Below are 23,731 nucleotides of genomic sequence, written 5' to 3'. Positions count from 1 at the left end.
TTGGAGACCATCATGGCACATACATTGGCAGCAGTTTTCGCCGTGCGCGATATGGCCGAGCGCGCCCGGCACGACCTGATCACGGCTGGCTTCCCCGGCGCCAGCATCCGCCTGCACGATGCGGGCAGTGACGACTTTTCCGCCACGGAAAACATCCGCCGCGACGACAGCGACAGCCTGCTCGACAGCGTCAAGCATTTCTTTACGGACCTGTTCGGCAGCCACGCCGACCGCCACATCTATGCGGAGGCCGTACGGCGCGGGCATGTCGTGCTGACCCTGGAAGAGGCCAGCGACGCCGATATCCAGCGCGCCACCGACATCGTCGAACGCTACGCGCCGCTCGACATCGATGCGCACGCCGAGCACTGGCGCGCCGGCGGCTGGCAAGGCGCGCCGCAAGACGCCAGCGCGATGCGCCAGGGCGCCAGCATGCAGTCGGATACGCCATCGCGGCAGGGCACCTCCGCCAGCAATGTGAACGAGGCGCCAGGATCGCAGCAATTTGCCAGCGACATGGCGTCGCCGCCACTGCCGTCCAGCGCGGGCGCCAACGTGCGCCGCTATCCCGGCGCCGACAACCTGCCCGGCACCAGCTACGACGACGAGCAGTATTACCGCAACCACTGGAGCGCCACCTATGTCGCCACAGGCGCGCGCTTCGAAGACTACGATCCCGCCTACCGCTATGGCCATTCGATGGCGAATAGCGACAGCTACCGGGGCCGCCCGTGGGACGACGTGGAAGCGGACCTGCGTTCCACGTGGGAACACACGTATCCGCAATCGGCGTGGGACAACTTCAAGGCGGCCGTCAAGCATGGCTGGGAGCGCGTGACGTCCTGACGCGCGGGGAGGGGGATGGTCCCCTCTCAGCGCCCCTCGTGCGTGAGTTTGAGGAAGTGGTTCAGGATGTGAAAATGGTCTTCGAAGAATTGCTCTTCCATGGCCGGCAGCGCCGCGACGGGCACCCATTGCGCCAGCGCCGCATCGTCGGCCGCCGTCACGGCCGGTAGCTGGCGCGTCTTCAAATCGAAGTAATGCGCATGCGTGATGGTGCGCCCGCGCTGGCTGCGGTCCGGGTGGTCGAACACGGCCACGCCGACCAGCGCCTCGACGAGGGTGGGCGCCAGCACGCCCAGCTGGGTTTCCTCCGCCAGTTCGCGCAGGGCGCCCTGCAGCAGGCGTTCGCGCGGCTCCAGGAAGCCGCCGGGCAGCGCCCACAAGTCCTTGCCCGGATAGCCGCCGCGGCGCACGAGCAGCACGTGGCCGCCCGTCTGCACCAGCGCGTCGACGGTTGTAAAGATGGGCGCATACGGCGCCGTGCGCCAGCGCGCTTTATAGGCTTCGATGGCCCGGTATTCCTGCACCAGCGGGGAGTACCACGGCAGCAAGGTCCACGCCTTCAGATACTGGCCGATGGCCGCCGGCAGCAGCTGCGCCACGGCGCTCAGCGACACGTCCACGTCCTCGGCCTCGAACAGCACGTTGCGGATGGCCGTCGCGCCGATGGGTGCGCCAGGGTCGATTTCCAGATTGAATAACTGCCAGTGCGGAAAATGGTGCAGGTAGTAACTGGTAGCGTCCTTGAAGCAGGCCACCAGCATCACGCGCTGCGCCTTGGGCACGGCGCCCGCCACGGCGCGCCGCACGGCATCGGCCCACAAGCCGTCGTCGTAGTAATCGCGCACGGCCACGTAATGCACGCGCGCGCGCTGCGCCTCGGGTAAGGTCGCGGCAATCATGGCGGCCCGCTCCTGCCACGTAAACGGGTTCTTCGGGCTGCGCGCATGGAAGGCCGAACCGAGCACCACCACCACTTGCGCGGCCGTCGTCAGCGCCTTTTGCAACAAGCCCGCATGGCCATTGTGAAAAGGCTGGAAGCGGCCGATCAGGATGGCCGCATCGGCAGAATAAGTGAGGGTCATGCGTCGTCTCCGGTGGGGTAGTGGGCGGCGATCGGCAATTGACGCCCGCTGCCAAAGGCGCGCGAACGCACGCGGATGATGGGCGCCGCCTGGCGCCGCTTGTATTCGTTGCGGGCGACCATGCCGAGGATGCGCGTCACGAGCGCGCGTCCCTCGTCCGTCTCGCGCAGCTGGTCGACCAGGGTCAACGCTTGCGCGCTTTCGGCCGCCGGCAGGCGGCGTCCCTCGATATGCCATTTGAGAATTTCATCGAGCACGGGATACGGCGGCAAGCTGTCGGTATCGCGCTGGCCCGGCGCCAGTTCCGCCGATGGCGGTTTATCGAGCACAGCGGCGGGAATCAGTTCGCGCCCGGCGCTGGCGTTGATATGGCGCGACAGGGCGAACACCTCCGTTTTATACAGGTCGCCGATCAGCCCCAGTCCACCATTCGTGTCGCCATACAGGGTGCAGTAGCCAACCGAGATTTCGCTCTTGTTGCCGGTGGTGAGCAGCAGGGCGCCAAACGCGTTCGAGTATTCCATCAGGATCGTGCCGCGCACACGCGCCTGCAGGTTTTCCAGCGGCAGTCCCTGCAGCTTGCCGTCGAAGGCGGCCGCGTAGCCGGCTTCGTATTGCGCCACGATGTCGCGGATCGGATGCGTGTAGAGGGCAATGCCCAGGTTGGCGCACAGGGCGACGGAATCGGTGACGGAGCCGGTGCTGGAAAACACGGACGGCATGGTGATGCCCACGACGTTCTCGGCGCCAAGCGCTTCGACGGCCAGGGCCAGGGTCAGCGCCGAATCGATGCCGCCCGAGCAGCCGACGACGACTTTCGTAAAGCGGCAGCGGCGCGCGTAGTCGCGTAACCCCAGCACGATCTGGCGCCGCGCAAACTCCACGGCGGGGATGCCTTCCGGGTCGGGCACGGGAAACGCGGCACCATCGGTACGCGTAAAACGGCCGCCGGCAAAACGCAGCAATTGAAAATCTTCGACGAAGCGGGCCGCTTCGAATTCCACGCCGTCGGTCGGTGACATGGCGAACGAGGCGCCGTCGAACACGAGCTGGTCCTGGCCGCCCACCTGGTTGACGAAGAGCAGGGGCAGGTGCACGCGCTTGCAGGCGGCGCCAAACACGGCGTGGCGCTGGGCGCGCTTGCCGATATCGGACGGGCTGGCGTTGATGCTGACGACGAGGTCGGGCCGCGCCGCGTGCAGGGCGTCGAAGGGGTTGACGGCGTAGGCACGTCCGTCGTCATTCCAGCCATCCTCGCAAATCATGAAGCCGACCTTGCAGCCGGCGATCTCCAAGGTGCAGGCGCCGGACGGGCCCGGCTCGAAATGGCGGCCCTCGTCGAAGATGCCGTAAGTGGGCAGCAACTGCTTGTAGTATTCGGCGACGATGCGCCCGTCGCGCAGCGCCAGCAAAGCGTTGTACAGGGGTTTGCCGACGCCGGAGTTAGGCCGCGCGGTGCCGATGACGGTAACCAGTTTCGGCCAGCGCGTGGACGCCTGCAGCACGGTATCGAGCGCCTGCTGCATGTCGCGCAGGAAGGCGGCATCCTCGAACAGGTCGCCCGGGTAATACGCGCACAGCGATAGTTCTGGACAGACGAGCAGGTCCGCGCCTTCCTCGCTGGCACGCTGCATGCGTGCGAGGATGGCGGCGACATTGGCGTCGAAGTCGCCCACGGTGGGGTTCATCTGGGCGAGGGCGATGGTCAGCATGGTGATCCTTCAATCGGTTGCGCGTGAAACCACTATCCTGCCTGAAAAATTTTCTGAAGGTACTGATGCAATCGTGCAAGCCTGCCGCTGAGGGTACTACAAGGTCTTGAGCCAGGTCCGCAGGCGCGTGCGCGCGTTCGCATACGGCGACGCCGTGTTGAACTGGATCATGCGTCCCATCGTGTAATGCGTGTACCAGGGCTGGCCATACAATTGCGCATCGTCGTGTGCTTCGACCAGCGCCAGCAGCTGGTTTTTCGCCTGCTCCAGGCGCTGCAGCAAGTCGTCCATGCTCAGCTCAGCATAGTCGGCATAGAAGCGCTGCGCCAGTTTTCCCAGAGCGTTCCACGTGAAACCTTCGGCGGGAAAAGCGATGTCCTCGATGCGTTTGCCATCGCGCAGCTGCGCGTGCCAGTACAAGACCAGCTCGTTCCACCCCACCAGATAGGCGAGCAGATCGCACACGCTCATGCGCGTACCCGCCACTTGTCCTTCCAGCACGGGTTCCCGCGCCAGCGCTGGCGGCACGCGCGCCAACTCCTGCGCCAGCTTCGCATAGGTGCTGTTGATGGCGTCGAGCAGTTCCTGCTTGCTTTTGGGGATGGCCATCAGGCCGCCTTGACGACAGGCAAGCCGGCTGCCTGCCAATCGTCGTAACCGCTGCCGAGACGGCGCGCCTGCAAGCCGTGCTGGCGCAAGGCGGCCACGGCCCGCACGGACAGCACGCAATATGGTCCACGGCAGTAGGCCGCGATCTCTGCGTTCGCGGGCAATTCGCCGAGACGGCGCTGCAAGTCATCAAACGGAATATTGATCGCACCGGGCAAGTGGCCGGCGGCAAATTCCTGCGCGGGCCGCACGTCGAGCACGGTGATGCTGGCCTCGCGCATGCGTTCCTGCAACTCGTCGCCCGTGATCGCTTCCACATGGTCGCCCCGGCCCAGCGCCTGCAACTCGCTGTGCTGATGCTGCGCATACACATCCAGCGCACTGAGCAACTGCACAACAGGGCCGTTGCCCAGCCGGTACAGCACGCGCTTGCCATCGCGTCGCGCCTGCACGAAACCGGCGCGCCGCAACTGCTGTAAATGCTGGGACGTATTGGCCACGGACAGGCCCGTCAACTCCACCAACTGCTCCACCGCATATTCGCCGTGCACGATCTGCTCGAGCAGGCGCAAACGGGGCGCGCTGCCTAAAATATGGGCAAAACCGGCGGGACTGGCAAGGGTATCGATTTCTGCATTGTTCATTGACACAATGCTAGCACCCTTATAACATTCAAGCAATTAATTGAATGTTAGTGGAGACAATGCAAATACTTTGGCCCGATGCGCTGGCGATCGGCGTGGGCGCGACGGCGGTGATGGATGTGTGGGCGGTGGCCTTGAAACGCTTCTGGTGCATCCCCTCGCTGAACTTTGCGATGGTGGGGCGCTGGCTCGGCCATCTGCCGCGCGGCACCTTCAGCCACGTCAACATCGCACAGGCAACGCCCGTGCGCGATGAAGCCATCCTGGGCTGGACGGCCCATTACCTGATCGGCGTGCTGTTTGCGGCCGTGCTGCTGGCGCTGGTGGGACAGCAGTGGGTGCAGCAGCCGACGTTCGCGCCGGCCCTGCTGGCGGGCCTCGTGAGCGTTGCCGCGCCGTTTTGCATCTTGCAGCCGGGCATGGGCGCCGGCCTGGCCGCCAGCAAGACGCCGTACCCAAACGCCGCCCGCCTGCGCAGCCTGATGGCCCACACGGCGTTCGGCGTCGGCCTGTACCTGGCGGCCCTGCTGTGGTCGACCGTGCGTTAAGACGTCAGCGGAGGTACCGGTGCGGGCGCCGGTGCAACGGCTGACATTGCCGGCGCCTCGGGCTGCGCCGGCACGCTGCTCAGCACCATCGTGCTGGGCTTGGCGATGGCGATATTCGCATCGTCCAGGCGCTTGAGCAGTTCGAACAGCAGCGCGCTGCGGATGCCCGACGTCAGGCGCGGCGACGAGGCAAAGCCGGTGGCGTTGAACAACAACAGGCCATTGTCGATGCCGTCGAGCTGCACATTCGGCGCCGGCGTGTCGAGCACGTCGGGATTGTCGACAAAGACGGACAGGATCAGCGCGCGCGCCGCCTGCGCATCCGTGCCCAGCGGCAGCGGCAGCTTGACCTGCACCAGGCCCAGCGGATTGGCCAGGGTCACGTTGCGCACCGTCTTGGTAATGAATTCCGAGTTCGGCACGATCACCGTCGAGCGGTCGCCCAATTGAATTTCCGTGGCACGCACATTGATGCGGCGAATGTCGCCCTCCACGCCACCCAACGACACCCAGTCGCCCACCTTCACGGGGCGCTCGGCCAATAAAATCAGGCCGGAAACGAAGTTCTGCACCACCGCCTGCAAGCCAAAACCGATACCCACCGACAAGGCCGACGCCACCCACGCGATGCGTTCCAGGCCGATGCCGGCCGCCGACAGGGCCAGCGCCACGGCCAGCACGCCGCCGATATAGCCGAACAGGGTGATGAACGACACTTGCATGCCCGTGTCGAGATTGGTGGTCGGCAAATAACTGTTTTGCAGCCAGCGCTTGAACAACCCCAGCGCGATAAAGCCGAAGACCAGCACCAGCAACGCCTGGATCATCGCGGCCGGGCGGATCGCCACTTCGCCGATGGCCAGGCCATCCTGCAACTTGCCGACGCGCTGGAACAACTCGCCCGGACCTTCGCCGAACGGCGCCAGCAGCAGCATCAGGGCCAGCAGCACGACGATGGCGCGGCCGATGCCCGACAGCAGCACGGCCGCCTGGTCGCGCGCCTTGGGCGTGGCCAGCACGGGATGGGCTGCGTCCGGCGGTGGCGGCGTGGAGGCCAGCAGCATGCAGATATCGTCGACCAGCACCGTCAGCAAATACGTGCTGCACAGCACCACGATGACCCAGGCGATTTGCTTGGCAATAAAACTGCCAAAGGCCACATAGCCGATCAGCAAGCTGATGACGCTCGACGCCAGCGCCAGCCACAGCAGCACCGTGACGCAGCGCAGCCACAGGGGCGTGACCAGGGTGGCGGGATCGGCCTCGCGCAACTGGCGCCAGCAGCGCTCGGCGCGCATCAGGCCGTAGGCGATGGTCGTGCTCATCACGAGGGCGACGATGCAATTGACGGCCACGGCCGTCGACAAGCCCGCATTGATGACGATGGTGACCCGTTCCGTCGCCCACACGAGCACGACGATGAAGGAAAACATCGATGGAAAATTGCGCATGCGGTGCGCCAGCGCATCGGGCAGGGGCAGCAAACGCCACGAGACGCGGCGCGGCGACAGCAGCGCGTGGCCGAGTCCCGCCGTAAAGCCGGCAAAACAGATGATGCCGATCAAGCTGCTAAGGAAAGTCGAGGTCTTTTCGGACAGGCCGCCGTCCCAGCGCAGCCCCATGGCCAGCAATTCCGCCACCAGGCCCGGCGTGGCCAGCGCCAGCACCAGTACGGCCAGCGCATGCAGCGAGCGGCGCAAACGGCCGTGCGGCACGCGCGTGGACGTGACCACCAGCAAATAGCGCGAAATCCAGACGCTGGCGCCGATCACGGCCACGATGGCGGCCAGCAAGCCGCCCCAGGCCGACCACGGCGTGGCGCTTGCCGCATTCGCCAATTCCAGCTCCAGCGCCCGCAGGCGCTGCAGGTTCTGCGGCAATTCGGCATGCAACTGCTTCCAGAACGAGCCGGCGAGTATCGACGCAGTGCGTTCGCCCAGGCGCGCCTGCAACTGCGCGCGGCGCACCGTCGACACCTGCTCCGACGCCTGCGTCGCTTCCACGGCCAGCAAGCGCGCCAGTTTTACTTGCGCATCGAGCGCGCTGCTGGTGCGGTCCAGCAAACTGCGCTGCGCCGCCACGTCGGGGGCATCTTTGATCCCCGCCGCCGGCTTGCCCAGCTCGGCCAGCCGCGCCTGCACGCTGGTGAGCGTGGGCGCGAGCGCATCGGCCACCTTGTCGGCCTCGGCGCTGGCCGCCAGCGCATCGGCACGCATCTGCGACAGGGTCGCGTCATCGAGCTCCGCCTCGCCATCGAGCGCCTTCTGGATACTCGTAATCTGCTTGCGCAAGCCATCGAGACGCTGGTCGGCCGTGGCGGCGTCATCGACGGGCTGCGACCAGGCGGGCGGCGGGGCCAGCGAGCAGGCCAGCAACAACGCCAGCAGGAAGGGGAAGAAACGGAGACGGAAAGAAGTCATGCGGACCTAAGGCTGAAAATGGAAAAAATTGCCGAATCGGCGACGACGCCGGCCATGGCCTGCCGCCCGGCGGGTGCCTGCCAATATAGCTGAAAACACGCGCAAGCCGCAGAATAGGCGGAACCGGCGTGCATCCAAGGGGGCGACTAGGCATATTGCCCTATAGAAATATCATATGAAAAGGTCTAGGATCGTCCTCCGCTTGGCGGCGCGGCCCACCAATCCGCAGCCGCCGACCTTTTGACCATTCCCTCCGTATTGAGACCGCCATGAAGTTTTTATCCAACCTGACCATCGGCACCCGCCTCGCCGTGGGCTTTGGCGCCATCGGCGCCATGCTGATCATCATCTCCTGCCTGGGCATTGCCATGCTGGGCAAGATCAACCAGGGCACCGGCCATATCGTGCATGACAGCATGCCGAAGATTGAACTCGCCAACAGCGTGTCGGCCAACATCAACGACATCGCCATTGCCCTGCGCAACATGATGCTCAGCGCCGATCCAACCGACCAGCGCAAGCAAACGGACGCCATCCTGGCCGCGCGCCAAGCGGCGGCGGGCAATCTCGACAAGCTCGCGAACATGCTCGATTCCGACCGTGAACGCGCGCTGATGGCCAAGATGAACGACGCTAACACGCGCTACGCGCAGGGGCAGGAAGCCTTGCTGGAACTGATCAGGAGCGGCACGCCGGACGACAGCAGCGCCTATCTGTACGGCCAGCTGCGCCCCGTCTTGCTGGTCTACAAGCAATTGATTGCTGAACAGATCAGCTTGCAAAACACCCTGGCCAACACGGCGGGAGACAATGCCAATGCGACCTATGCCAACACGCGCACCTTGCTGATCGGTATGTCGCTGGCGGCGCTGGCCATCGCGGCGGCACTGGCGTATGGCATCACGCGCTCGATCACCGGCCCCGTCGCCATGGCGCTGCAGGTGGCCAACACGGTGGCCGCGGGCGATCTGAGCAGCCAGATCACGGCGCAGTCGCGCGATGAAATGGGGCAACTGTTGCAGGCACTCAAGCGCATGAACGACAACCTGGCGCAAACGGTGGGCACGGTGCGCGCCGGCACCGAAACGATCGCCTCGGCCTCGTCCGAAGTGGCGGCGGGCAGCCTGGACCTGTCTGCGCGCACGGAGCAGCAAGCCAGCTCGCTGGAAGAGACCGCCTCCTCCATGGAAGAACTGACCTCGACCGTCAAACAGAATGCCGACAATGCGCGCCAGGCGCATGTGCTGGCCGACACGGCCTCCGGCGTGGCGCAGCGCGGCGGCGCCGTCATCGCGCAAGTGGTGGCGACCATGCGGCAAATCGACGCCTCGTCGAGCAAGATCGCGGACATCATCGGCGTCATCGATAGCATCGCCTTCCAGACCAACATTCTTGCCTTGAACGCGGCCGTGGAAGCGGCACGCGCGGGCGAGCAGGGCCGTGGATTCGCCGTCGTGGCCACGGAAGTGCGCAGCCTGGCGCACCGCTCGGCAGCGGCGGCCAAGGAAATCAAGACCCTGATCGACGACTCGACCCAGAGCGTGGCGGCCGGCAGCGAGCTCGTGCATCAAGCCGGCAACACCATGACCGACCTGGTCGACAGCGTGCGCCGCGTTACCGACATCATGGAAGAAATCACCTCGGCCAGCGCGGAACAGACGGCCGGCATCGAGCAAATCAACCAGGCCATCAGCGAGATGGACAACGTCACCCAGCAAAACGCGGCCCTGGTGGAAGAGTCGGCGGCCGCGGCCGCAGCCATGCAGGACCAGGCGGCTACCCTGGCGCAGGTGGTGAGCGTATTTAAACTGGGCGGCGTGCCAGCGGCGACCTTGCCAACGCCTGCCGTGCGGCCAGCGGCTGGACCCGCAATACGCGTGGCCGTGGCAGCGGCACCGCAACGCGCCAGCGCATCGGCACAGTGGGAGGAATTCTAGAATAGCGCGACGACGGATCATATGAACATAAGATTGAATTTAGTCACATTAAATTCAATTTTATGTTTACCTTAAAGATTAACTATTGCGCTCATATCCTTTCAATTAAGGACTACAATGTAAAGAATATGTTCACTTCCATGTTCCCTTCCCAATCATGACAAAACGTGCCCGCCCGGAAGATGCCATGCCGACGCTCGTTAACGAGCGGCTCAGGATATGGGGCCAGTGCATACGCAAGCAGCGGGTGCAGCAAAACATCACGGCACGCGACCTGTGCGCGCGCCTCGATATTTCGCATCCCACCCTGCAACGCATGGAACGGGGCGAGGCATCCGTCAACGTGGGCCTGTTCCTGGCCGCCTTCCACGTGCTCGGCATTCTTGCCATCACGGCGCCGGAACCCGACGCGGCGCTGTGGCAAATGGACAGCGCCAACATCCGCAGCCGCCCCACTTTGAACGAGGGCGACGATGGCTACTTCTAGCCGCCCTTTGTTTGTCTATCTGCAGCGGCCCGACTCCAGTTCTTGCGTCTGTCGGGCAATGGCGACCGCTGGGGTGCGCTGGCCGTGGGTGACACGCCCAAACCGAACATAGCGCAACTGGCCAGCCCCAGGCTGCATCGCCTGGACGCGCTGGTGCAAGAACTGTTGGCCATTGCGGAAAGCCGGCCAACACTCAATGCGCCCTTGCGCAAACGCCTGTTCGCCACCCCAAGCATGGGCGGCGCGCGTCCCAAGGCAACCGTGCAGGACGGCGAAGACTATTGGCTGGTGAAACCGGGATTGATGACCGATACGGTCGACCTGGCGCTGCTGGAACACGCGACGATGCAATGGAGCAGGGCGGCTGGCCTGCGTTTCGCCGACACGCGCCACCATGCACTGACAGCCGAACGCAGCGTGGTGCGCATCCTGCGCTACGACCGGCGCGGCGCGCGGCGCATCATGACGGCCAGCGCGGCATCGCTGCTGCAAGTGCAATATCCACCTGTGGAAGCGGCCGACAGCGATGGCGCCAGCTATCCGCGCCTGGCGGAAGAACTGCGGCGCATCGGCGCGCCACTGGAAGACGGCATCGAACTGTTCGGCCGCATGGTCTTCAACGGCATCGTCGGCAACAACGGCCATCCCCGCAACCACGCCGTCCTGTTCGACCTGGACGAGCAACGCTGGCGCCTCTCGCCCGCCTTCGATGTCGTACCGGATACGGAAGACGACCCGCAAGCGCTGGTCATGCAAGTGAGCGCCGGCCGCCGCGACATCACGCGCGACGCCATGCTGCTTGACCACACCCGCTTCGGCTTCGCCACGCGCCAACAGGCGGAAGAGTATGCCGATACCCTGCTGACGCGTATCGAGAAAGCGTTTGCACAAGTGGCGCCGCTGCTGAACCCAGCCTTGCGGGCACGGATGGCGGAGCGCTTGCGGACGATGCTGCTGCGCCTGGCTTAGGCGCAGGCATAACTTCACCAGCCGGCTAGGAAAGCTCTCCCCGGATGATTTGCGCGCCTGCGCTGAGCGCATTCAGTTTGCCTCTTGCTACCTGGCGAGACAAGGGCGCCATGCCGCAGTTGGTGCTCGGGTAGAGCTTGTCGGCATCGACAAAGCGCAGCGCTTTGCGCAGGGTGTTGGCCACTTCTTCCGGCGTTTCAATGGTATTGCTGGCCACGTCGATGGCCCCGACCATCACTTTTTTGCCACGGATGAGTTCAATCAGGTCGATGGGAACACGCGAGTTGTGGCATTCCAGCGAGATGATGTCGATATTCGATTTCTGCAGCTTCGGGAAAGACTCTTCATATTGGCGCCACTCGGAGCCCAGCGTATTTTTCCAGTCCGTATTGGCCTTGATGCCGTAGCCATAGCAAATATGCACGGCCGTTTCGCATTTGAGTCCTTCGATCGCCCTTTCCAGGGTGGCAATCCCCCAATCATTAACCTCATCAAAGAAGACATTGAATGCGGGTTCGTCGAACTGGATGATGTCGACGCCGGCCGCCTCCAATTCCCTCGCTTCCTGATTGAGGATCTTGGCGAATTCCCAGGCCAGTTTTTCACGGCTCTTGTAATGGCTGTCATACAGCGTATCGATCATCGTCATCGGACCTGGCAGCGCCCATTTGATCGGCTGCGTGGTTTGCTGGCGTAAAAATTTGGCGTCGTCCACAAAAACCGGCTTCGGGCGGCTCACGGCACCAACGACGGTCGGCACGCTCGCATCGTAGCGGTCACGGATCCTGACGGTCTCGCGTTTGTCAAAATCCACGCCGCTCAGGTGCTCGATAAACGTGGTGACGAAATGCTGGCGGGTTTGCTCGCCATCGCTGACAATATCGATGCCTGCCAGCTGCTGTTCCTGCAGTGACAAAAGTAAGGCATCCTGTTTGCCCTCGATCAATTCCTCGTCCTGTAATTTCCACGGCGACCACAGCTTTTCAGGCTGCGCCAGCCAGGAAGGTTTGGGCAAACTGCCAGCAGTGGAAGTAGGTAATAATTTTTTCATGATGAATGCTTTCGTTTATTTTTTTAATCAGAGCGCGTAATTCGCAGACCATTGTTCAAGAATATTCTTGTAGGGTTTGATGAAGTGCTCTTCCGTATATTTGCCCTGCTTGACCGCCAGCTGGCTGCGCTCTTCCCGGTCATAGACAATTTGCGTCAACGAATAATCCTGGTTCTTAAGGCTGGGCTGATATAACTTCCCTGCCGCGGAATTGGCGTTGTAAATTTCCGGCCGGTAGATCTTTTGGAACGTTTCCATCGTGCTGATGGTGCCGATCAGTTCAAGATTGCTGTAGTCGGCCAGCAGGTCGCCGATAAAATAAAAAGCCAGCGGCGCGGAGCTGTTGGGCGGCATGAAGTAGCGCACCTGCATCCCCATTTTTTCGAAATATTCATCCGTCGACGAGAACTCATTTTGCTGGTACTCGACACCCAGGATCGGGTGCTGGTTTTCGGTACGCTGATAGGTCTTGCTGCTCGAGGCGCTGATGCAGATAACGGGTGGCTTGCTGAAGTGCTCTTTATAGGTGTTTGACCTGACAAAGTGCTTGAACAGCTTGCCATGGAAATCGCCGAAATTGTCCGGCGTGCCAAAGGTGGATTTATTGTTGTTGTGCTCTGGCAGCAGGACGCTGAAGTCGTAATCGCGCACGTAGGAAGAGAAGTTATTTCCTGCGATGCCATCGATGCGCTCATTGGTTTTGTTGTCGATGATGTTTGGCTTCAATATCTCGATCAATGGAATATTGTCGCCTTCTGCATCGATATTCAACGCGACGGAAATGATTTCAAGTTCGACGGAGTAGCGGTCTGCGGTCGGATTATCCCAGTGCGCCAGGTTGTTGAAGCGGCTGTCTATCATCTTCAAGGTATTGCGCAAGTTCTCCTGGCGACGCTCTCCCCTGGCCAGATTGGCAAAGTTGGTTGTCAGACGCGTATTGTCCGATGGGTGATAGTTTTCATCGAAGATAATGCTCTTGATGCTGAATACAAAGTCTTTGCTCATGGTGATCTGTCCTGATTTCTGCAAAAAGATGAATGTGTTGATTGACCGTCGTGATGCGTATCAGGCCGCGACCAGCTCTTCAGCGGTGGCAGATCTCGCATGGCGCGTCAAGCCGATCAAGGGCAAGGCCCGCTGGACCGCCAAGGTGGCGCGCTGGATCAGGGCCTCATCCTGCAGGCGGTAGTCGGTAAAGTCCTTGTCGGTCGCGTAGACGCCCAGCGGCAATGTGCGTGCCTGGAAGAAGCTGAAGAGCGGGCGCAACTGGTGGTCGATCATCAGGGCATGGCGCTCGCTGCCGCCGGTGGCCGCCAACAAGACGGGCTTGTCGGTCAAGGCGTCCTGGTCAATGAAGTCGAAGAAGTGCTTGAACAGTCCCGTGTACGAGCCACGATAGACCGGAGTTGCCACCACCAGGATGTCCGCTTGCTCGACCGCTGCCAATTCCCGCTCCACCGTCTCGGGCAGATGGGAGCGCCAGACTGCGCCCGCAAGCTGCGGCGCCAGTTGGCCCAGTTCGACCAGGCGTTGTTCGCACAGCACTTCATCGGCGATCAGGTCCATCAGGTGCTCGGCCAGGGCTGCAGCCTTGGAAGGGCGTTGCAGCCCGCCGGAAACGGCGACTAAGCGCAGTGGACGTGTCATGTTTGCTTTCATAAGGGTGATGCGGGCGGGCTGACAAATGCCAGCAGCAAGGGTAGGGATGATAACGGTGGGAATCGATGAAGTATAATGGTCTTATTTCATACATCCATGAACATGGCTCATCTCAATGCTTGAACGCATCCACCTCAGCATCGTCCAGCAAGTCGAAAAGCAAGGGTCGTTGACGGCCGCCGCAGGCGTGCTGAACCTGACCCAGTCGGCCTTGAGCCACAGCATGAAGAAGCTGGAACAACAACTGGGCACCGACGTCTGGCTGCGCGAAGGGCGCAACCTGCGCCTGACGCAGGCCGGCCAGTATTTGCTGGCGGTGGCGAACCGGGTGCTGCCGCAACTGGACCTGGCCGAAGAGCGCCTGGGCCAGTTCGCGCAGGGTGAGCGCGGCGCGTTGCGCATCGGCATGGAATGCCATCCTTGTTACCAGTGGCTGCTCAAGGTGGTGTCCCCCTATCTGGCCGCATGGCCCGACGTGGATGTGGACGTCAAGCAAAAGTTCCAGTTCGGTGGGATCGGCGCGCTCTTCGGCTACGAGATCGACCTGCTGGTCACGCCCGACCCGCTGTACAAGCCGGGGCTGACATTCGAACCCGTGTTCGACTACGAGCAAGTGCTGGTCGTGGCCAAGGGCCATGCCCTGGCGTCGGCGGCCTATGTGAAGCCGCAGCAACTGACCCAGGAAGTGCTGATCAGCTACCCCGTGGACATCGAGCGCCTGGACATCTACAACCAGTTCCTGTTGCCCGCCGGTGTCACGCCCAAGCGCCACAAAGCCATCGAAACGACCGACATCATGCTGCAGATGGTAGCCAGCGGCCGCGGCGTGGCCGCCCTGCCGCGCTGGCTGGTCGAGGAATATGCGGTCAAGATGGACGTGGTGCCTGTGCGGCTGGGCCCGCGCGGCATCGCCAAGCAGATTTTCCTGGGGGCCCGCGAGACGGACACCGCCATCGACTACGTGAAGGCCTTCATCGCACTGGCGCGCCAGTCTGCCAGCGCCGTGGCGCAAGGAAACGATGATACAAACCTTGATGCATCACGATAAGCTCTTGCCCGCTGGCGACATCACGCGCAGCTATTCCCTGGAAGCCAGTACGAAGGACATTGCTGCTTTGAGCGCGGCGGCGCCGCGGATATTGCCTGGGTCCACCATTGCCATTCCCTACTTGGCACGCGAGGATGACGACGCGCGGCTGGCCGCAGCGTGGGCCGTGCGCAGGCTGGGCTTTGAGCCCATGCCGCACTTGTCTGCGCGCCGTATCGCTTCGCTCGCGGGCTTGGAGTCCTTCGTGCAGCGCGCGGCCGCTGAAGCGGGCGTCGAGCGCTGCTTCGTCATCGCTGGCGATCCATCGACCCCGATTGGGCCGTTTTCCGACAGTGCCGCGCTGATCGACACAGGCGTTTTCGAACGCGCGGGCATGCAGGTGATCGGCGTGGGTGGCCACCCGGAAGGCCATCCGGTCATGAGCAAGGCCGAACAGTGGGAGGTGCTTGAACGCAAGTGCCACAGCATCGAAAAGCGCGGCATGGCTCCTTTGATCGTCACGCAGTTTGCCTTTGATGCCGACGTCGTGTTGATGTGGCTGGAAGCGCTGCGCGCGCGTGGCATCAACCATCCCGTGCGCGTGGGCGTGCCGGGCCCCGCGAGCATCGCGGTACTTGCCCGCTATGCCGCATTGTGCGGCGTGAGCGCCTGCGCATCGATGTGGTCCAAATACGGTGTCTCGATCGGCAAGCTGTTCGGCACGGCGGGGCCGGATCTGTTTGTCGAGCGCCTGGCCACCGGGCTGACGGAAGCGCATGGCAAGGTCAGCCTGCATTTCTTTCCCTTTGGCGGCATCGCACAGTCAGTGAAGTGGGTAGAGCAGTACCGTTCCCGCACCGACCCCGGCCTTTGAGCATCGACATGTGACGAGCCCTCTCTGGCGGCAATACGCCACCAGAGAAAAACGGCATTACTCCACCGTCACCGACTTCGCCAGATTGCGCGGCTTGTCCACATCCGTGCCGCGTGCCAACGCCGTGTGGTACGCCAGCAATTGCAGCGCGACTACGTGCAGGATCGGCGACAAATCTCCATAGTGCTCGGGCAGGCGGATGACGTGCAGGCCTTCGCCGGAGCTGATGCGCGAGTCGACGTCGGCGAAGACGTACAGCTGGCCGCCGCGGGCGCGTACTTCCTGCATGTTCGATTTCAGCTTTTCGATCAGGGCGTCGTTCGGCGCGATGGTGACGACCGGCATTTCATTCGTCACCAGGGCCAGCGGGCCGTGCTTGAGTTCACCGGCCGGATAGGCTTCGGCGTGGATGTACGAAATTTCCTTCAGCTTTAATGCGCCTTCCAGGGCGATCGGGTAGTGCATGCCGCGGCCCAGGAAGAGGGCGTTTTCCTTGCGGGCGAATTCTTCGGACCAGGCGATGATTTGCGGCTCCAGCGCCAGCACGGAAGCGATGGCGACGGGCAAGTGGCGCATGGCTTTCAGGTGCGCCGCTTCCTGTTCTTCGGAGAGGTGACCATTGACTTGCGCCAGGCACAGCGTCAGCAGGAACAAGCCTGCCAGCTGCGTGGTGAAGGCCTTGGTCGATGCCACACCCACTTCCACGCCGGCGCGCGTGATGTAGGCCAGAGCGCATTCGCGCACCATGGCGCTGGTGGCCACGTTGCAGATGGTCAAGGTGTGCAGCATGCCCAGGCTGCGCGCGTGTTTCAGGGCGGCCAGGGTGTCGGCCGTTTCGCCACTTTGCGAAATGGTGACGACCAGGGTATTCGCATTCGGCACGCTGTCGCGGTAGCGGTATTCGCTGGCCACTTCCACGCTGACGGGCACCTTGGCGATCGACTCGATCCAGTATTTCGCCGTCATGCCCGCGTACGAGCTGGTGCCGCAGGCGAGGATCAGCACGCGGTCGATCTGCTTGAAGATTTTATAGGCGTCGTCGCCGAACAGTTCCGGCATGATGCCCGTCACGCCTTCCAAGGTGTCGCCGATGGCGCGCGGCTGCTCAAAGATTTCCTTCTGCATGTAGTGGCGGTACGGGCCCAGCTCGGCTGCGCCAGTGTGCGCGTGCACGGTTTTCACTTCGCGCTCGACAGGCTTGCCATCGACGTCGACGATCCAGCAGCGCGACAGTTGCAGGTCGACCACGTCGCCCTCTTCCAGGTAGATGATCTGGTCGGTCGTACCAGCCAGCGCCATGGCGTCCGACGCGACAAAGTTTTCACCATTGCCCAGGCCGACGATCAGGGGCGAGCCCTGGCGCGCGGCGACCACTCGGTGCGGTTCGTCACGGCAGAACACGGCGATCGCATACGCGCCGTCGAGGCGTTTGACGGCTTGCTGCACGGTCTCGAACAGGTCGCCGTTATACATGTGCTCGACCAGGTGGGCGATCACTTCCGTGTCCGTCTGGCTCTGGAAAACGTAACCGAGGGCCGTCAGTTCGGCGCGCAGCTCGTCGTGGTTTTCGATGATTCCGTTATGCACCAGCGCCACGCGGGCGTTCTCTTCCGTTGGGGAAAAGTGCGGGTGGGCATTGAACGAGACAGGGGCGCCATGCGTGGCCCAGCGCGTGTGGGCGATGCCCGTAAAACCGCTCAAGCCTTCTTCGGCGATCTGCTTTTCCAGTTCGGCCACGCGCGAGGTGGAGCGCGAGCGCTGCAGGCGGCCATCCGCATGCAGGGCGATGCCGCAGGAATCGTAGCCGCGGTATTCCAGGCGCTTCAAGCCTTCGACCAGGATGGGAGTGATATTACGTTGCGCTACTGCGCCGACGATGCCGCACATAGAAACCTCTGTCTAAAAATTCATCAATGCACGCATGCTAATGCAGAGTGTGTGAAATATGCTTTCTAAATCCGTGTATATTTGACTGAATATTTCACACCTATTTTACGATGAAATATTATTTCATTTAAACTCAATATACTCTCTAATTCTTCAAAACCATGAGCGAACACAACATTACACTCGACGAAATCGATCGTCGCATCCTGAACGCCTTGCAAATTGATGCATCGCAAACCAACAGCGAGCTGGCGCAAGCGGTGCACGTCTCGGCGCCCACGTGTTTGCGGCGGGTCAAGCATTTACGTGAAAGCGGCGTCATCGAACGCCAAGTGGCCATCGTCGCGCCACAACTGGTGGGCGCGCGCCTGACGGCCGTCGTGGAAATCACGCTCGACGTGCAGGCGGCCGAGCGCATGGCGGAATTCGAGCAACTGGTGGCGGACGAGCCCGCCGTACTGCAATGCTACCGCGTCTCGCCCGGGCCCGACTTCGTGCTGATGGTGCAGGTGGCCGACATGCCCGCCTACCACGTGTTGGCGCACCGCTTGTTTGCCGCGCACGCGAATGTGCGCAACGTGAAAAGCTATTTTTCCACGTTTCGCAGCAAATTCGAGACGCGCATCGCTGTGTGAGGCAAGCTGGCAGAGAGGTTATCCCTGCTTATCCCCGACTTTCAGCCTGCTTATACACAAGTTTATCCACAGCATGAAAAATCAAGGATGTCCACGGCTGCCACATTCAGCCTCGCATGAGGCCTTTCAATAAATATACGTCGGCTCCCCCATAAAACTTATTCCGGCTTATCCATGGCTTGTCCATGCCTTAAACACAGGCTTTTGCACAGCTTTACCCACAGCCGGCATTAACAAATAGTCCTTGAATATCCTTCAAATACAATGACTTATGATTTATTCAGCACTTATCCTTAGATTAGGCACAGGCTTATCCACAATCAAGATGAGCAAAAATCCCAAGCCATTTTTGTCATCAGCGCAGACTGGCTTGCAGACTGGAGTGGCAAGCCGGAGCCGATAACTTATCCCGTCTTTTCCACAGGTTTTTTACCGTTTATACGCAGCTTATACCGGGCTTATCCATCACTTGTCCGCATGCTTGTTCACACGTTTATCCACACTCGACAATACAGAGAAAATACTGGATAGGAAAAATGGGGCGATTTATCCCGGGTTGCCAGCCAACTCTCCACAGAATTATCCACAGGCATAAAAAAACGCCGCCAGCCCGGACAGGCTGACGGCGTCATGCGTACCGAGGGCGGTGTGCTTACTTCTTGATTTTCACGGGACGCGTCCAGCCGTCGATGGTGACCTGGCGCGCGCGCGAAACGGTCAGCTTGCCTGCAGGCGCATCTTTCGACAAAGTCGTGCCAGCGCCCAGGGTGGCGCCCTTGCCGACGGTGACGGGCGCGATCAGCTGGCTGTCGCTGCCAATGAAAGCGTCGTCTTCAATTACCGTGCGGAACTTGTTCACGCCATCGTAGTTGCAGGTAATCGTGCCGGCGCCGATGTTGACCTTCGAGCCGATGGTGGCGTCGCCGATGTAGGCTAGGTGATTCGCCTTGCTGTGCGCGGCGATCTGGCTGTTTTTCACTTCGACGAAGTTACCGATGTGCACGTCTTCCGCCAGAACCGTGCCAGGACGCAGGCGCGCGTACGGGCCGATGATGGAGGCGGCGCCGACGACGGCGTCCTCGATATGGCAGAAGGGCTTGATGTGTGCGCCAGCCGCCACCGTGGCGTTGATGAAGACGTTGTTGGCGCCCACGCGCACGCCGTCGCCCAGTTCGACTCTGCCTTCGAACACGCAGCCGACGTCGATGGTGACATCGCGGCCGCAAATGAGTTCGCCGCGCACGTCGATGCGGGCCGGGTCCAGCAGGGTCACGCCCCGCTCAAGCAGCGCTTGCGCGATATTGTTCTGGTGGATGCGTTCCAGCTGGGCCAGCTGCACCTTGCTGTTGACGCCCGCCACTTCCCAAACGGCAGCCGGATGGGCCGAGGTGACGGCTACGCCGTCGGCGACGGCCTGGGCAACGATATCAGTCAAATAGTATTCCCCTTGCGCATTGTCATTCGACAAGGCCGACAGCCATTGCTTCAGGGCCATGGTGGGCGCGACCATGATGCCGCTGTTGATTTCCTGGATGGCGCGCTCTGCTGGCGTGGCATCCTTTTCCTCGACGATGCGCACGATGGCGCCGTGCTCGCGCACGATGCGGCCCAGGCCGAAAGGATCGTCCTGTTCGACGGTCAAAATGGCCAGCTTATCGTTGCCAGCCGCATCCACCAGTTGCTGCAGGGAAGCGGCGCTGGTCAGCGGCACGTCGCCGTACAGGATCAGGGTCGGCACGCTGTCGTCCAGCAAAGGCAGCGCTTGTTGCACGGCATGGCCGGTGCCCAGCTGCTGCGCCTGCTCGGCGGCGTCAATCTGCACAGCATGGTTCACCTTGTAGCCGTCGAGCAACTTCAGCACCGCTGCGCCCCCATGCCCGTAAATCACGCATAATCGGGACGGCGCCAGGCCGCGCGCCGTGTCGATGACGTGCGACAACAGCGGCTTGCCCGCCAACGGGTGCAATACCTTGGGCAGTGCCGACTGCATGCGTTTGCCCATACCGGCAGCGAGAATGACAACGTTCATAGACCGTAATTTTATAAGTTAAGAATATGAAAAAGTTTAACACGCAGGCCCCGTCTTCCACGCCCTTTAACCGTTTTACTTATGCCATGCTGGCCATCATGCTCGTCGTCATGGCCGGCTGTAGCGGCTTGCGCCTGGCCTACAATAATGGCGATACCGTGCTGTACTGGTGGCTCAACGCGTATGTCGACCTGGACCGCGACCAGAAAGGCTGGGTGCGCGAGGATATCGACAAGCTGTTCGACTGGCACCGCAAGACGCAATTGAAGGATTACGTGGAAATCCTGCGCACGGGCCAGAAGCAGCTGCAAGGCAATACCACGCAGGCGGACCTGATGGCCGACTACAGCGAGATCAAACAACGCACCCAGGCGCTGCTGCTGAAGGCGGCACCCGAACTGGCCGACCTGGCGCGCTCGCTCAAGCCCGAGCAGATCGCGCAGATGGAAAAGAAGTTCAAGTCGAACAATGATGATTACCGCAAGAAATACCTGAGCGGCGACCAGGAAAAGCGCCAGACGCTGCGCTACAAGAAAGCCATGGAGCAATTCGAACTGTGGTTCGGCAGCTTCAGCAGCGAGCAGGAAGCCATCATCCGCAAGGCATCCGACGCGCGTCCGCTGAACAATGAGATCTGGCTCGACGAACGCATGCGGCGCCAGCAGAATGTATTGAACCTGGTCCGCAAGGTCCAGCAAGAAAAACTCGGCAAGGAAGCGACCGCGGGCTTGATCACGACCCTGATCAAGGACAGTTTCGAGCGCCTGGAACATTCGGAGCGAAAGGCCTTCTTCGATGCCTACGAAAGCAGCACGGCGCAGATGGTATTGACGGTGATCAAGATCGCCACGCCGGCGCAGAAAGCCCATGCCATCAAGCGCATGCAGGGCTGGATCGACGATTTCAATTCGCTCGCCAGCGCGCCCAAATAAGCGTGCCTGCACAGCAGCGCCAGCCGGGGGCCTGGCGCTGGGCGAGGGGGCCATATGCTATAGTGGCCGCCATCGAATTGAAGAAATCCCCATGCAAAAGAAGATTAAAAAACCCGCCAAAGTCCCCGTCCACCACGCGCCGCCACCGAACCAGGTACGCATCATCGGCGGCCAGTGGAAGCGCTCCGTGCTGCCTGTTTTGCAGGCACTTGGCTTGCGCCCGACGCCGGACCGCGTGCGCGAAACCGTGTTTAACTGGATCAATCACCTACGCGACGGCGACTGGGCCAACGCCCAGGTGCTGGACCTGTTCGCCGGCAGCGGCGCACTGGGTTTTGAGGCGGCCAGCCGCGGCGCCGCCTCCGTCACCATGGTCGACACGCACACGCCCGTGATCCGCCAGTTGGAAGAAAACAAGACGAAATTGCGCGCCGACAATGTGCAACTGTTGCGCGGCGACGCCCTGCTGACGGCACAAGGCCTGGCATCGCGCGGCCAGCGTTTCGACCTGATCTTCCTCGACCCGCCCTACCAGCAGGATTTCCTGGCGAAAGTGCTGCCGCTGTGCGCCAACCTGCTCAAGGAAGGCGGCATCGTGTACGCGGAATCGGGCTTGCCGCTGGTCTTCGATGAAGCGAGCGCGCTGGAAAAGCCGGAGTGGATGGCGCCGTGGGAAGTCATCCGCGCCGACAAGGCGGGCACCGTTTATTATCATTTGCTAACTTACAACAAAGTGCCGGCAACTGCCTGAATCTGCCTATAAATGAGGCAAAAAGGCTCCCTGGCCCGAGGCGCAGCACCAATTTCAGGCATAATGCGCGTCTATATTGGTGCATCGTTAGGGAGCCGCAATGGTTGTAGCCGTTTATCCAGGAACATTCGATCCGCTCACGCGTGGTCATGAAGATTTGGTGCGCCGCGCATCGGGTCTGTTTGACAAGCTGATCGTCGGTGTGGCCGACAGCAAGAACAAGCAACCGTTTTTCTCGCTCGACGAACGCCTGGAAATCGCCAACGAAGTGCTGGGGCATTACCCGAATGTGCAAGTGGAAAGCTTTTCCGGCCTGCTCAAGGATTTCGTGCGCAAGCATGAAGCGCGGGTCATCGTGCGCGGCTTGCGCGCCGTCTCCGACTTCGAATACGAATTCCAGATGGCGGGCATGAACCGCTACCTGCTGCCCGATGTCGAAACCATGTTCCTGACGCCATCCGACCAGTACCAGTTCATTTCGGGCACCATCGTGCGCGAAATCGCGGCGCTGGGCGGCGACGTCTCGAAGTTTGTCTTCCCCTCGGTGAACCGCTGGCTGCAAAACAAGATTGCCGCCAACGCGGCCTCATCGCAATAAGTAAGAGTGAAATCATGGCATTACTGATCACCGACGAATGCATCAATTGCGACATTTGCGAGCCCGAGTGCCCGAATGACGCGATCTACATGGGCGCGGAAATCTACGAAATCGATCCCAACAAATGTACCGAGTGCGTGGGCCACTTTGACGAGCCGCAATGCCAGCAAGTGTGCCCCGTCAGCTGCATCCCGTTCAATCCCGCCTGGCGCGAAAGCCCGGAGCAATTGATGGCCAAGTACGAGCGCCTGCAGGCGGAGCTGCCTGCCGCCAAGCCTTAACCTTTCCTCCACGCCACTGTCCGTGGCGCCAGCTTCTGCCAACTGTTCTACACTGTGTGCTGGCTGTTCCGCAGCACCTGGTTATCCACGGAGGTAGAAGATGCAAATAAGCACATCCCGTCTGGCCCGCTGCCTGGCCGCCGCCAGCCTGTGCGGCGCCCTGGCGCAGCCGGCCCTGGCCGTCGACGTGGGCGGCGTCAAGCTCGACGATACGGTGCAGCTGGCCAGCCGCGAGTTGAAACTGAATGGCGCCGGCGTGCGCTACAAGGTCATTTTCAAGGTCTACACGATCGCCCTGTACCTGCCGGAAAAGAAAACCCAGCTGGCCGACATCCTGGCGCTGCCGGGTCCGCGGCGCCTGGAAATCGTCATGTTGCGCGATATCACCTCCGACGAGCTGGGCAAGGCCTTCATGCAGGGCTTGAACCGCAGTTCCGACCAGGCCGACCGTACCCGTTTGCTGAGCCAGACGATGCAGTTCGGCGCCATGTTCGAAATGGTCCCGGGCTTGAAAAAAGGCGACATCCTGACGGTGGACTGGCTGCCGGAAGAGGGCACCTTATGCAGGCTGAACGGCAAGCAGGTGGGCGACAAGGTACCCGAACTGGCCTTCTACAATGCGCTGCTGAAAATCTGGATCGGCGCCCATCCGGCCGACACCCAGCTGCGCGCCCACTTGCTGGGCGACATGGCATAGCCAACAACGCGGACGTAAAAAAAGCCGGTTCGCACCGGCTTGTCATGCTGCAATAG

23 protein-coding genes are annotated in these 23,731 nt (G+C 61.8%); 13 read left to right on the top strand and 10 right to left on the bottom strand.

Annotated elements, in window-relative coordinates:
- The first annotated feature begins 12 nt into the window (after positions 1-12).
- Positions 13-846, top strand: a complete 834-nt coding sequence (locus tag GYK42_RS02225) for a hypothetical protein (protein ID WP_166446134.1) — start codon at positions 13-15, stop codon at positions 844-846.
- A 26-nt stretch (positions 847-872) separates the two neighbouring features.
- On the opposite strand, the gene GYK42_RS02220 is transcribed toward GYK42_RS02225, so the two are convergent.
- From GYK42_RS02220 to GYK42_RS02205, 4 genes are all read right to left on the bottom strand, one after another.
- Positions 873-1,928 (bottom strand): bifunctional nicotinamide-nucleotide adenylyltransferase/Nudix hydroxylase, encoded by a 1,056-nt coding sequence (locus tag GYK42_RS02220; protein ID WP_166446133.1) that lies wholly within the window; start codon positions 1,926-1,928, stop codon positions 873-875.
- On the bottom strand, positions 1,925-3,640 hold the full coding sequence (locus GYK42_RS02215) for an NAD+ synthase (protein ID WP_166446132.1): 1,716 nt from the start codon (positions 3,638-3,640) through the stop codon (positions 1,925-1,927). Before GYK42_RS02215 ends, GYK42_RS02220 begins: the two co-directional genes overlap by 4 nt.
- Before the next feature lie 96 nt (positions 3,641-3,736).
- Complete coding sequence (locus tag GYK42_RS02210) at positions 3,737-4,249, bottom strand: ClbS/DfsB family four-helix bundle protein (RefSeq protein ID WP_166446131.1); 513 nt, start codon at positions 4,247-4,249, stop codon at positions 3,737-3,739.
- Complete coding sequence (locus GYK42_RS02205; protein ID WP_166446130.1) at positions 4,249-4,893, bottom strand: ArsR/SmtB family transcription factor; 645 nt, start codon at positions 4,891-4,893, stop codon at positions 4,249-4,251. Before GYK42_RS02205 ends, GYK42_RS02210 begins: the two co-directional genes overlap by 1 nt.
- Before the next feature lie 59 nt (positions 4,894-4,952).
- On the opposite strand from GYK42_RS02205, the gene GYK42_RS02200 reads away from it, so the two are divergent.
- Entirely contained in the window at positions 4,953-5,441 is a 489-nt protein-coding gene (locus GYK42_RS02200; RefSeq protein WP_166446129.1) for a DUF2938 domain-containing protein, read from the top strand.
- Here the strand turns inward: GYK42_RS02200 and GYK42_RS02195 are convergent.
- A complete protein-coding gene (locus GYK42_RS02195; protein WP_166446128.1) occupies positions 5,438-7,861 on the bottom strand; it encodes a DUF3772 domain-containing protein in 2,424 nt (807 codons plus the stop codon). The genes GYK42_RS02200 and GYK42_RS02195 overlap by 4 nt on opposite strands.
- Before the next feature lie 269 nt (positions 7,862-8,130).
- Between GYK42_RS02195 and GYK42_RS02190 the strand changes: the two genes are divergently transcribed.
- The 3 genes from GYK42_RS02190 (at position 8,131) to GYK42_RS02180 (ending at position 11,254) form a co-directional block, all read left to right on the top strand.
- Positions 8,131-9,798: a methyl-accepting chemotaxis protein gene (locus GYK42_RS02190; RefSeq protein ID WP_166446127.1), complete on the top strand. Its 1,668-nt coding sequence runs from the start codon at positions 8,131-8,133 to the stop codon at positions 9,796-9,798.
- A 187-nt stretch (positions 9,799-9,985) separates the two neighbouring features.
- A complete protein-coding gene (locus tag GYK42_RS02185) occupies positions 9,986-10,285 on the top strand; it encodes a helix-turn-helix domain-containing protein (RefSeq protein WP_166446126.1) in 300 nt (99 codons plus the stop codon).
- A 42-nt stretch (positions 10,286-10,327) separates the two neighbouring features.
- A complete protein-coding gene (locus GYK42_RS02180) occupies positions 10,328-11,254 on the top strand; it encodes a type II toxin-antitoxin system HipA family toxin (RefSeq protein ID WP_166446125.1) in 927 nt (308 codons plus the stop codon).
- 25 nt (positions 11,255-11,279) lie between these two features.
- On the opposite strand, the gene GYK42_RS02175 is transcribed toward GYK42_RS02180, so the two are convergent.
- From GYK42_RS02175 to msuE, 3 genes are read right to left on the bottom strand one after another with little or no spacing between them, the layout of a single operon-like run.
- A complete protein-coding gene (locus tag GYK42_RS02175; RefSeq protein WP_166446124.1) occupies positions 11,280-12,305 on the bottom strand; it encodes a methionine synthase in 1,026 nt (341 codons plus the stop codon).
- 27 nt (positions 12,306-12,332) lie between these two features.
- The gene (locus tag GYK42_RS02170) at positions 12,333-13,310 is read right to left on the bottom strand and encodes a DUF1852 domain-containing protein (RefSeq protein WP_166446123.1); all 978 of its coding nucleotides are present in this window, start codon (positions 13,308-13,310) and stop codon (positions 12,333-12,335) included.
- A gap of 60 nt (positions 13,311-13,370) precedes the next feature.
- Positions 13,371-13,952 (bottom strand): FMN reductase, encoded by a 582-nt coding sequence (gene msuE / locus GYK42_RS02165; RefSeq protein WP_166446122.1) that lies wholly within the window; start codon positions 13,950-13,952, stop codon positions 13,371-13,373.
- Between the two features lie 127 nt (positions 13,953-14,079).
- Here msuE and GYK42_RS02160 point away from each other — a divergent pair, with 127 nt between their 5' ends.
- On the top strand, positions 14,080-15,012 hold the full coding sequence (locus tag GYK42_RS02160) for a LysR family transcriptional regulator (protein WP_166446121.1): 933 nt from the start codon (positions 14,080-14,082) through the stop codon (positions 15,010-15,012).
- Positions 14,984-15,865, top strand: a complete 882-nt coding sequence (locus GYK42_RS02155) for a methylenetetrahydrofolate reductase (RefSeq protein ID WP_166446120.1) — start codon at positions 14,984-14,986, stop codon at positions 15,863-15,865. The genes GYK42_RS02160 and GYK42_RS02155 overlap by 29 nt, the downstream gene beginning before the upstream one ends.
- A gap of 57 nt (positions 15,866-15,922) precedes the next feature.
- On the opposite strand, the gene glmS is transcribed toward GYK42_RS02155, so the two are convergent.
- Entirely contained in the window at positions 15,923-17,752 is a 1,830-nt protein-coding gene (glmS, locus tag GYK42_RS02150; RefSeq protein WP_046681833.1) for a glutamine--fructose-6-phosphate transaminase (isomerizing), read from the bottom strand.
- A gap of 161 nt (positions 17,753-17,913) precedes the next feature.
- Here glmS and GYK42_RS02145 point away from each other — a divergent pair, with 161 nt between their 5' ends.
- Positions 17,914-18,387, top strand: a complete 474-nt coding sequence (locus GYK42_RS02145; RefSeq protein ID WP_166446119.1) for an Lrp/AsnC family transcriptional regulator — start codon at positions 17,914-17,916, stop codon at positions 18,385-18,387.
- A gap of 652 nt (positions 18,388-19,039) precedes the next feature.
- Here the strand turns inward: GYK42_RS02145 and glmU are convergent.
- Positions 19,040-20,416 carry a bifunctional UDP-N-acetylglucosamine diphosphorylase/glucosamine-1-phosphate N-acetyltransferase GlmU gene (glmU, locus tag GYK42_RS02140; protein WP_166446118.1) on the bottom strand — a complete coding sequence of 459 codons (1,377 nt, stop codon included), beginning with the start codon at positions 20,414-20,416 and terminating at the stop codon, positions 19,040-19,042.
- A gap of 26 nt (positions 20,417-20,442) precedes the next feature.
- On the opposite strand from glmU, the gene GYK42_RS02135 reads away from it, so the two are divergent.
- From GYK42_RS02135 to GYK42_RS02115, 5 genes are all read left to right on the top strand, one after another.
- Positions 20,443-21,348 carry a DUF6279 family lipoprotein gene (locus GYK42_RS02135; protein ID WP_240943382.1) on the top strand — a complete coding sequence of 302 codons (906 nt, stop codon included), beginning with the start codon at positions 20,443-20,445 and terminating at the stop codon, positions 21,346-21,348.
- A gap of 91 nt (positions 21,349-21,439) precedes the next feature.
- A complete protein-coding gene (gene rsmD, locus GYK42_RS02130) occupies positions 21,440-22,099 on the top strand; it encodes a 16S rRNA (guanine(966)-N(2))-methyltransferase RsmD (RefSeq protein ID WP_166446117.1) in 660 nt (219 codons plus the stop codon).
- Positions 22,100-22,199: 100 nt separating this feature from the next.
- On the top strand, positions 22,200-22,697 hold the full coding sequence (gene coaD / locus GYK42_RS02125) for a pantetheine-phosphate adenylyltransferase (protein ID WP_034752633.1): 498 nt from the start codon (positions 22,200-22,202) through the stop codon (positions 22,695-22,697).
- Positions 22,698-22,711: 14 nt separating this feature from the next.
- A complete protein-coding gene (locus tag GYK42_RS02120) occupies positions 22,712-22,978 on the top strand; it encodes a YfhL family 4Fe-4S dicluster ferredoxin (RefSeq protein ID WP_070218911.1) in 267 nt (88 codons plus the stop codon).
- A 100-nt stretch (positions 22,979-23,078) separates the two neighbouring features.
- Positions 23,079-23,675 carry a chalcone isomerase family protein gene (locus GYK42_RS02115; RefSeq protein ID WP_166446116.1) on the top strand — a complete coding sequence of 199 codons (597 nt, stop codon included), beginning with the start codon at positions 23,079-23,081 and terminating at the stop codon, positions 23,673-23,675.
- Positions 23,676-23,731: the final 56 nt, after the last annotated feature.

Origin of the sequence: Janthinobacterium lividum, from assembly GCF_011601275.1 — a bacterium.
In the GTDB taxonomy this organism is placed as follows: domain Bacteria; phylum Pseudomonadota; class Gammaproteobacteria; order Burkholderiales; family Burkholderiaceae_D; genus Janthinobacterium; species Janthinobacterium lividum_E.
Note: the sequence above shows the minus strand (reverse complement) of the source record. Positions and strands in the feature narration are given on the sequence as shown.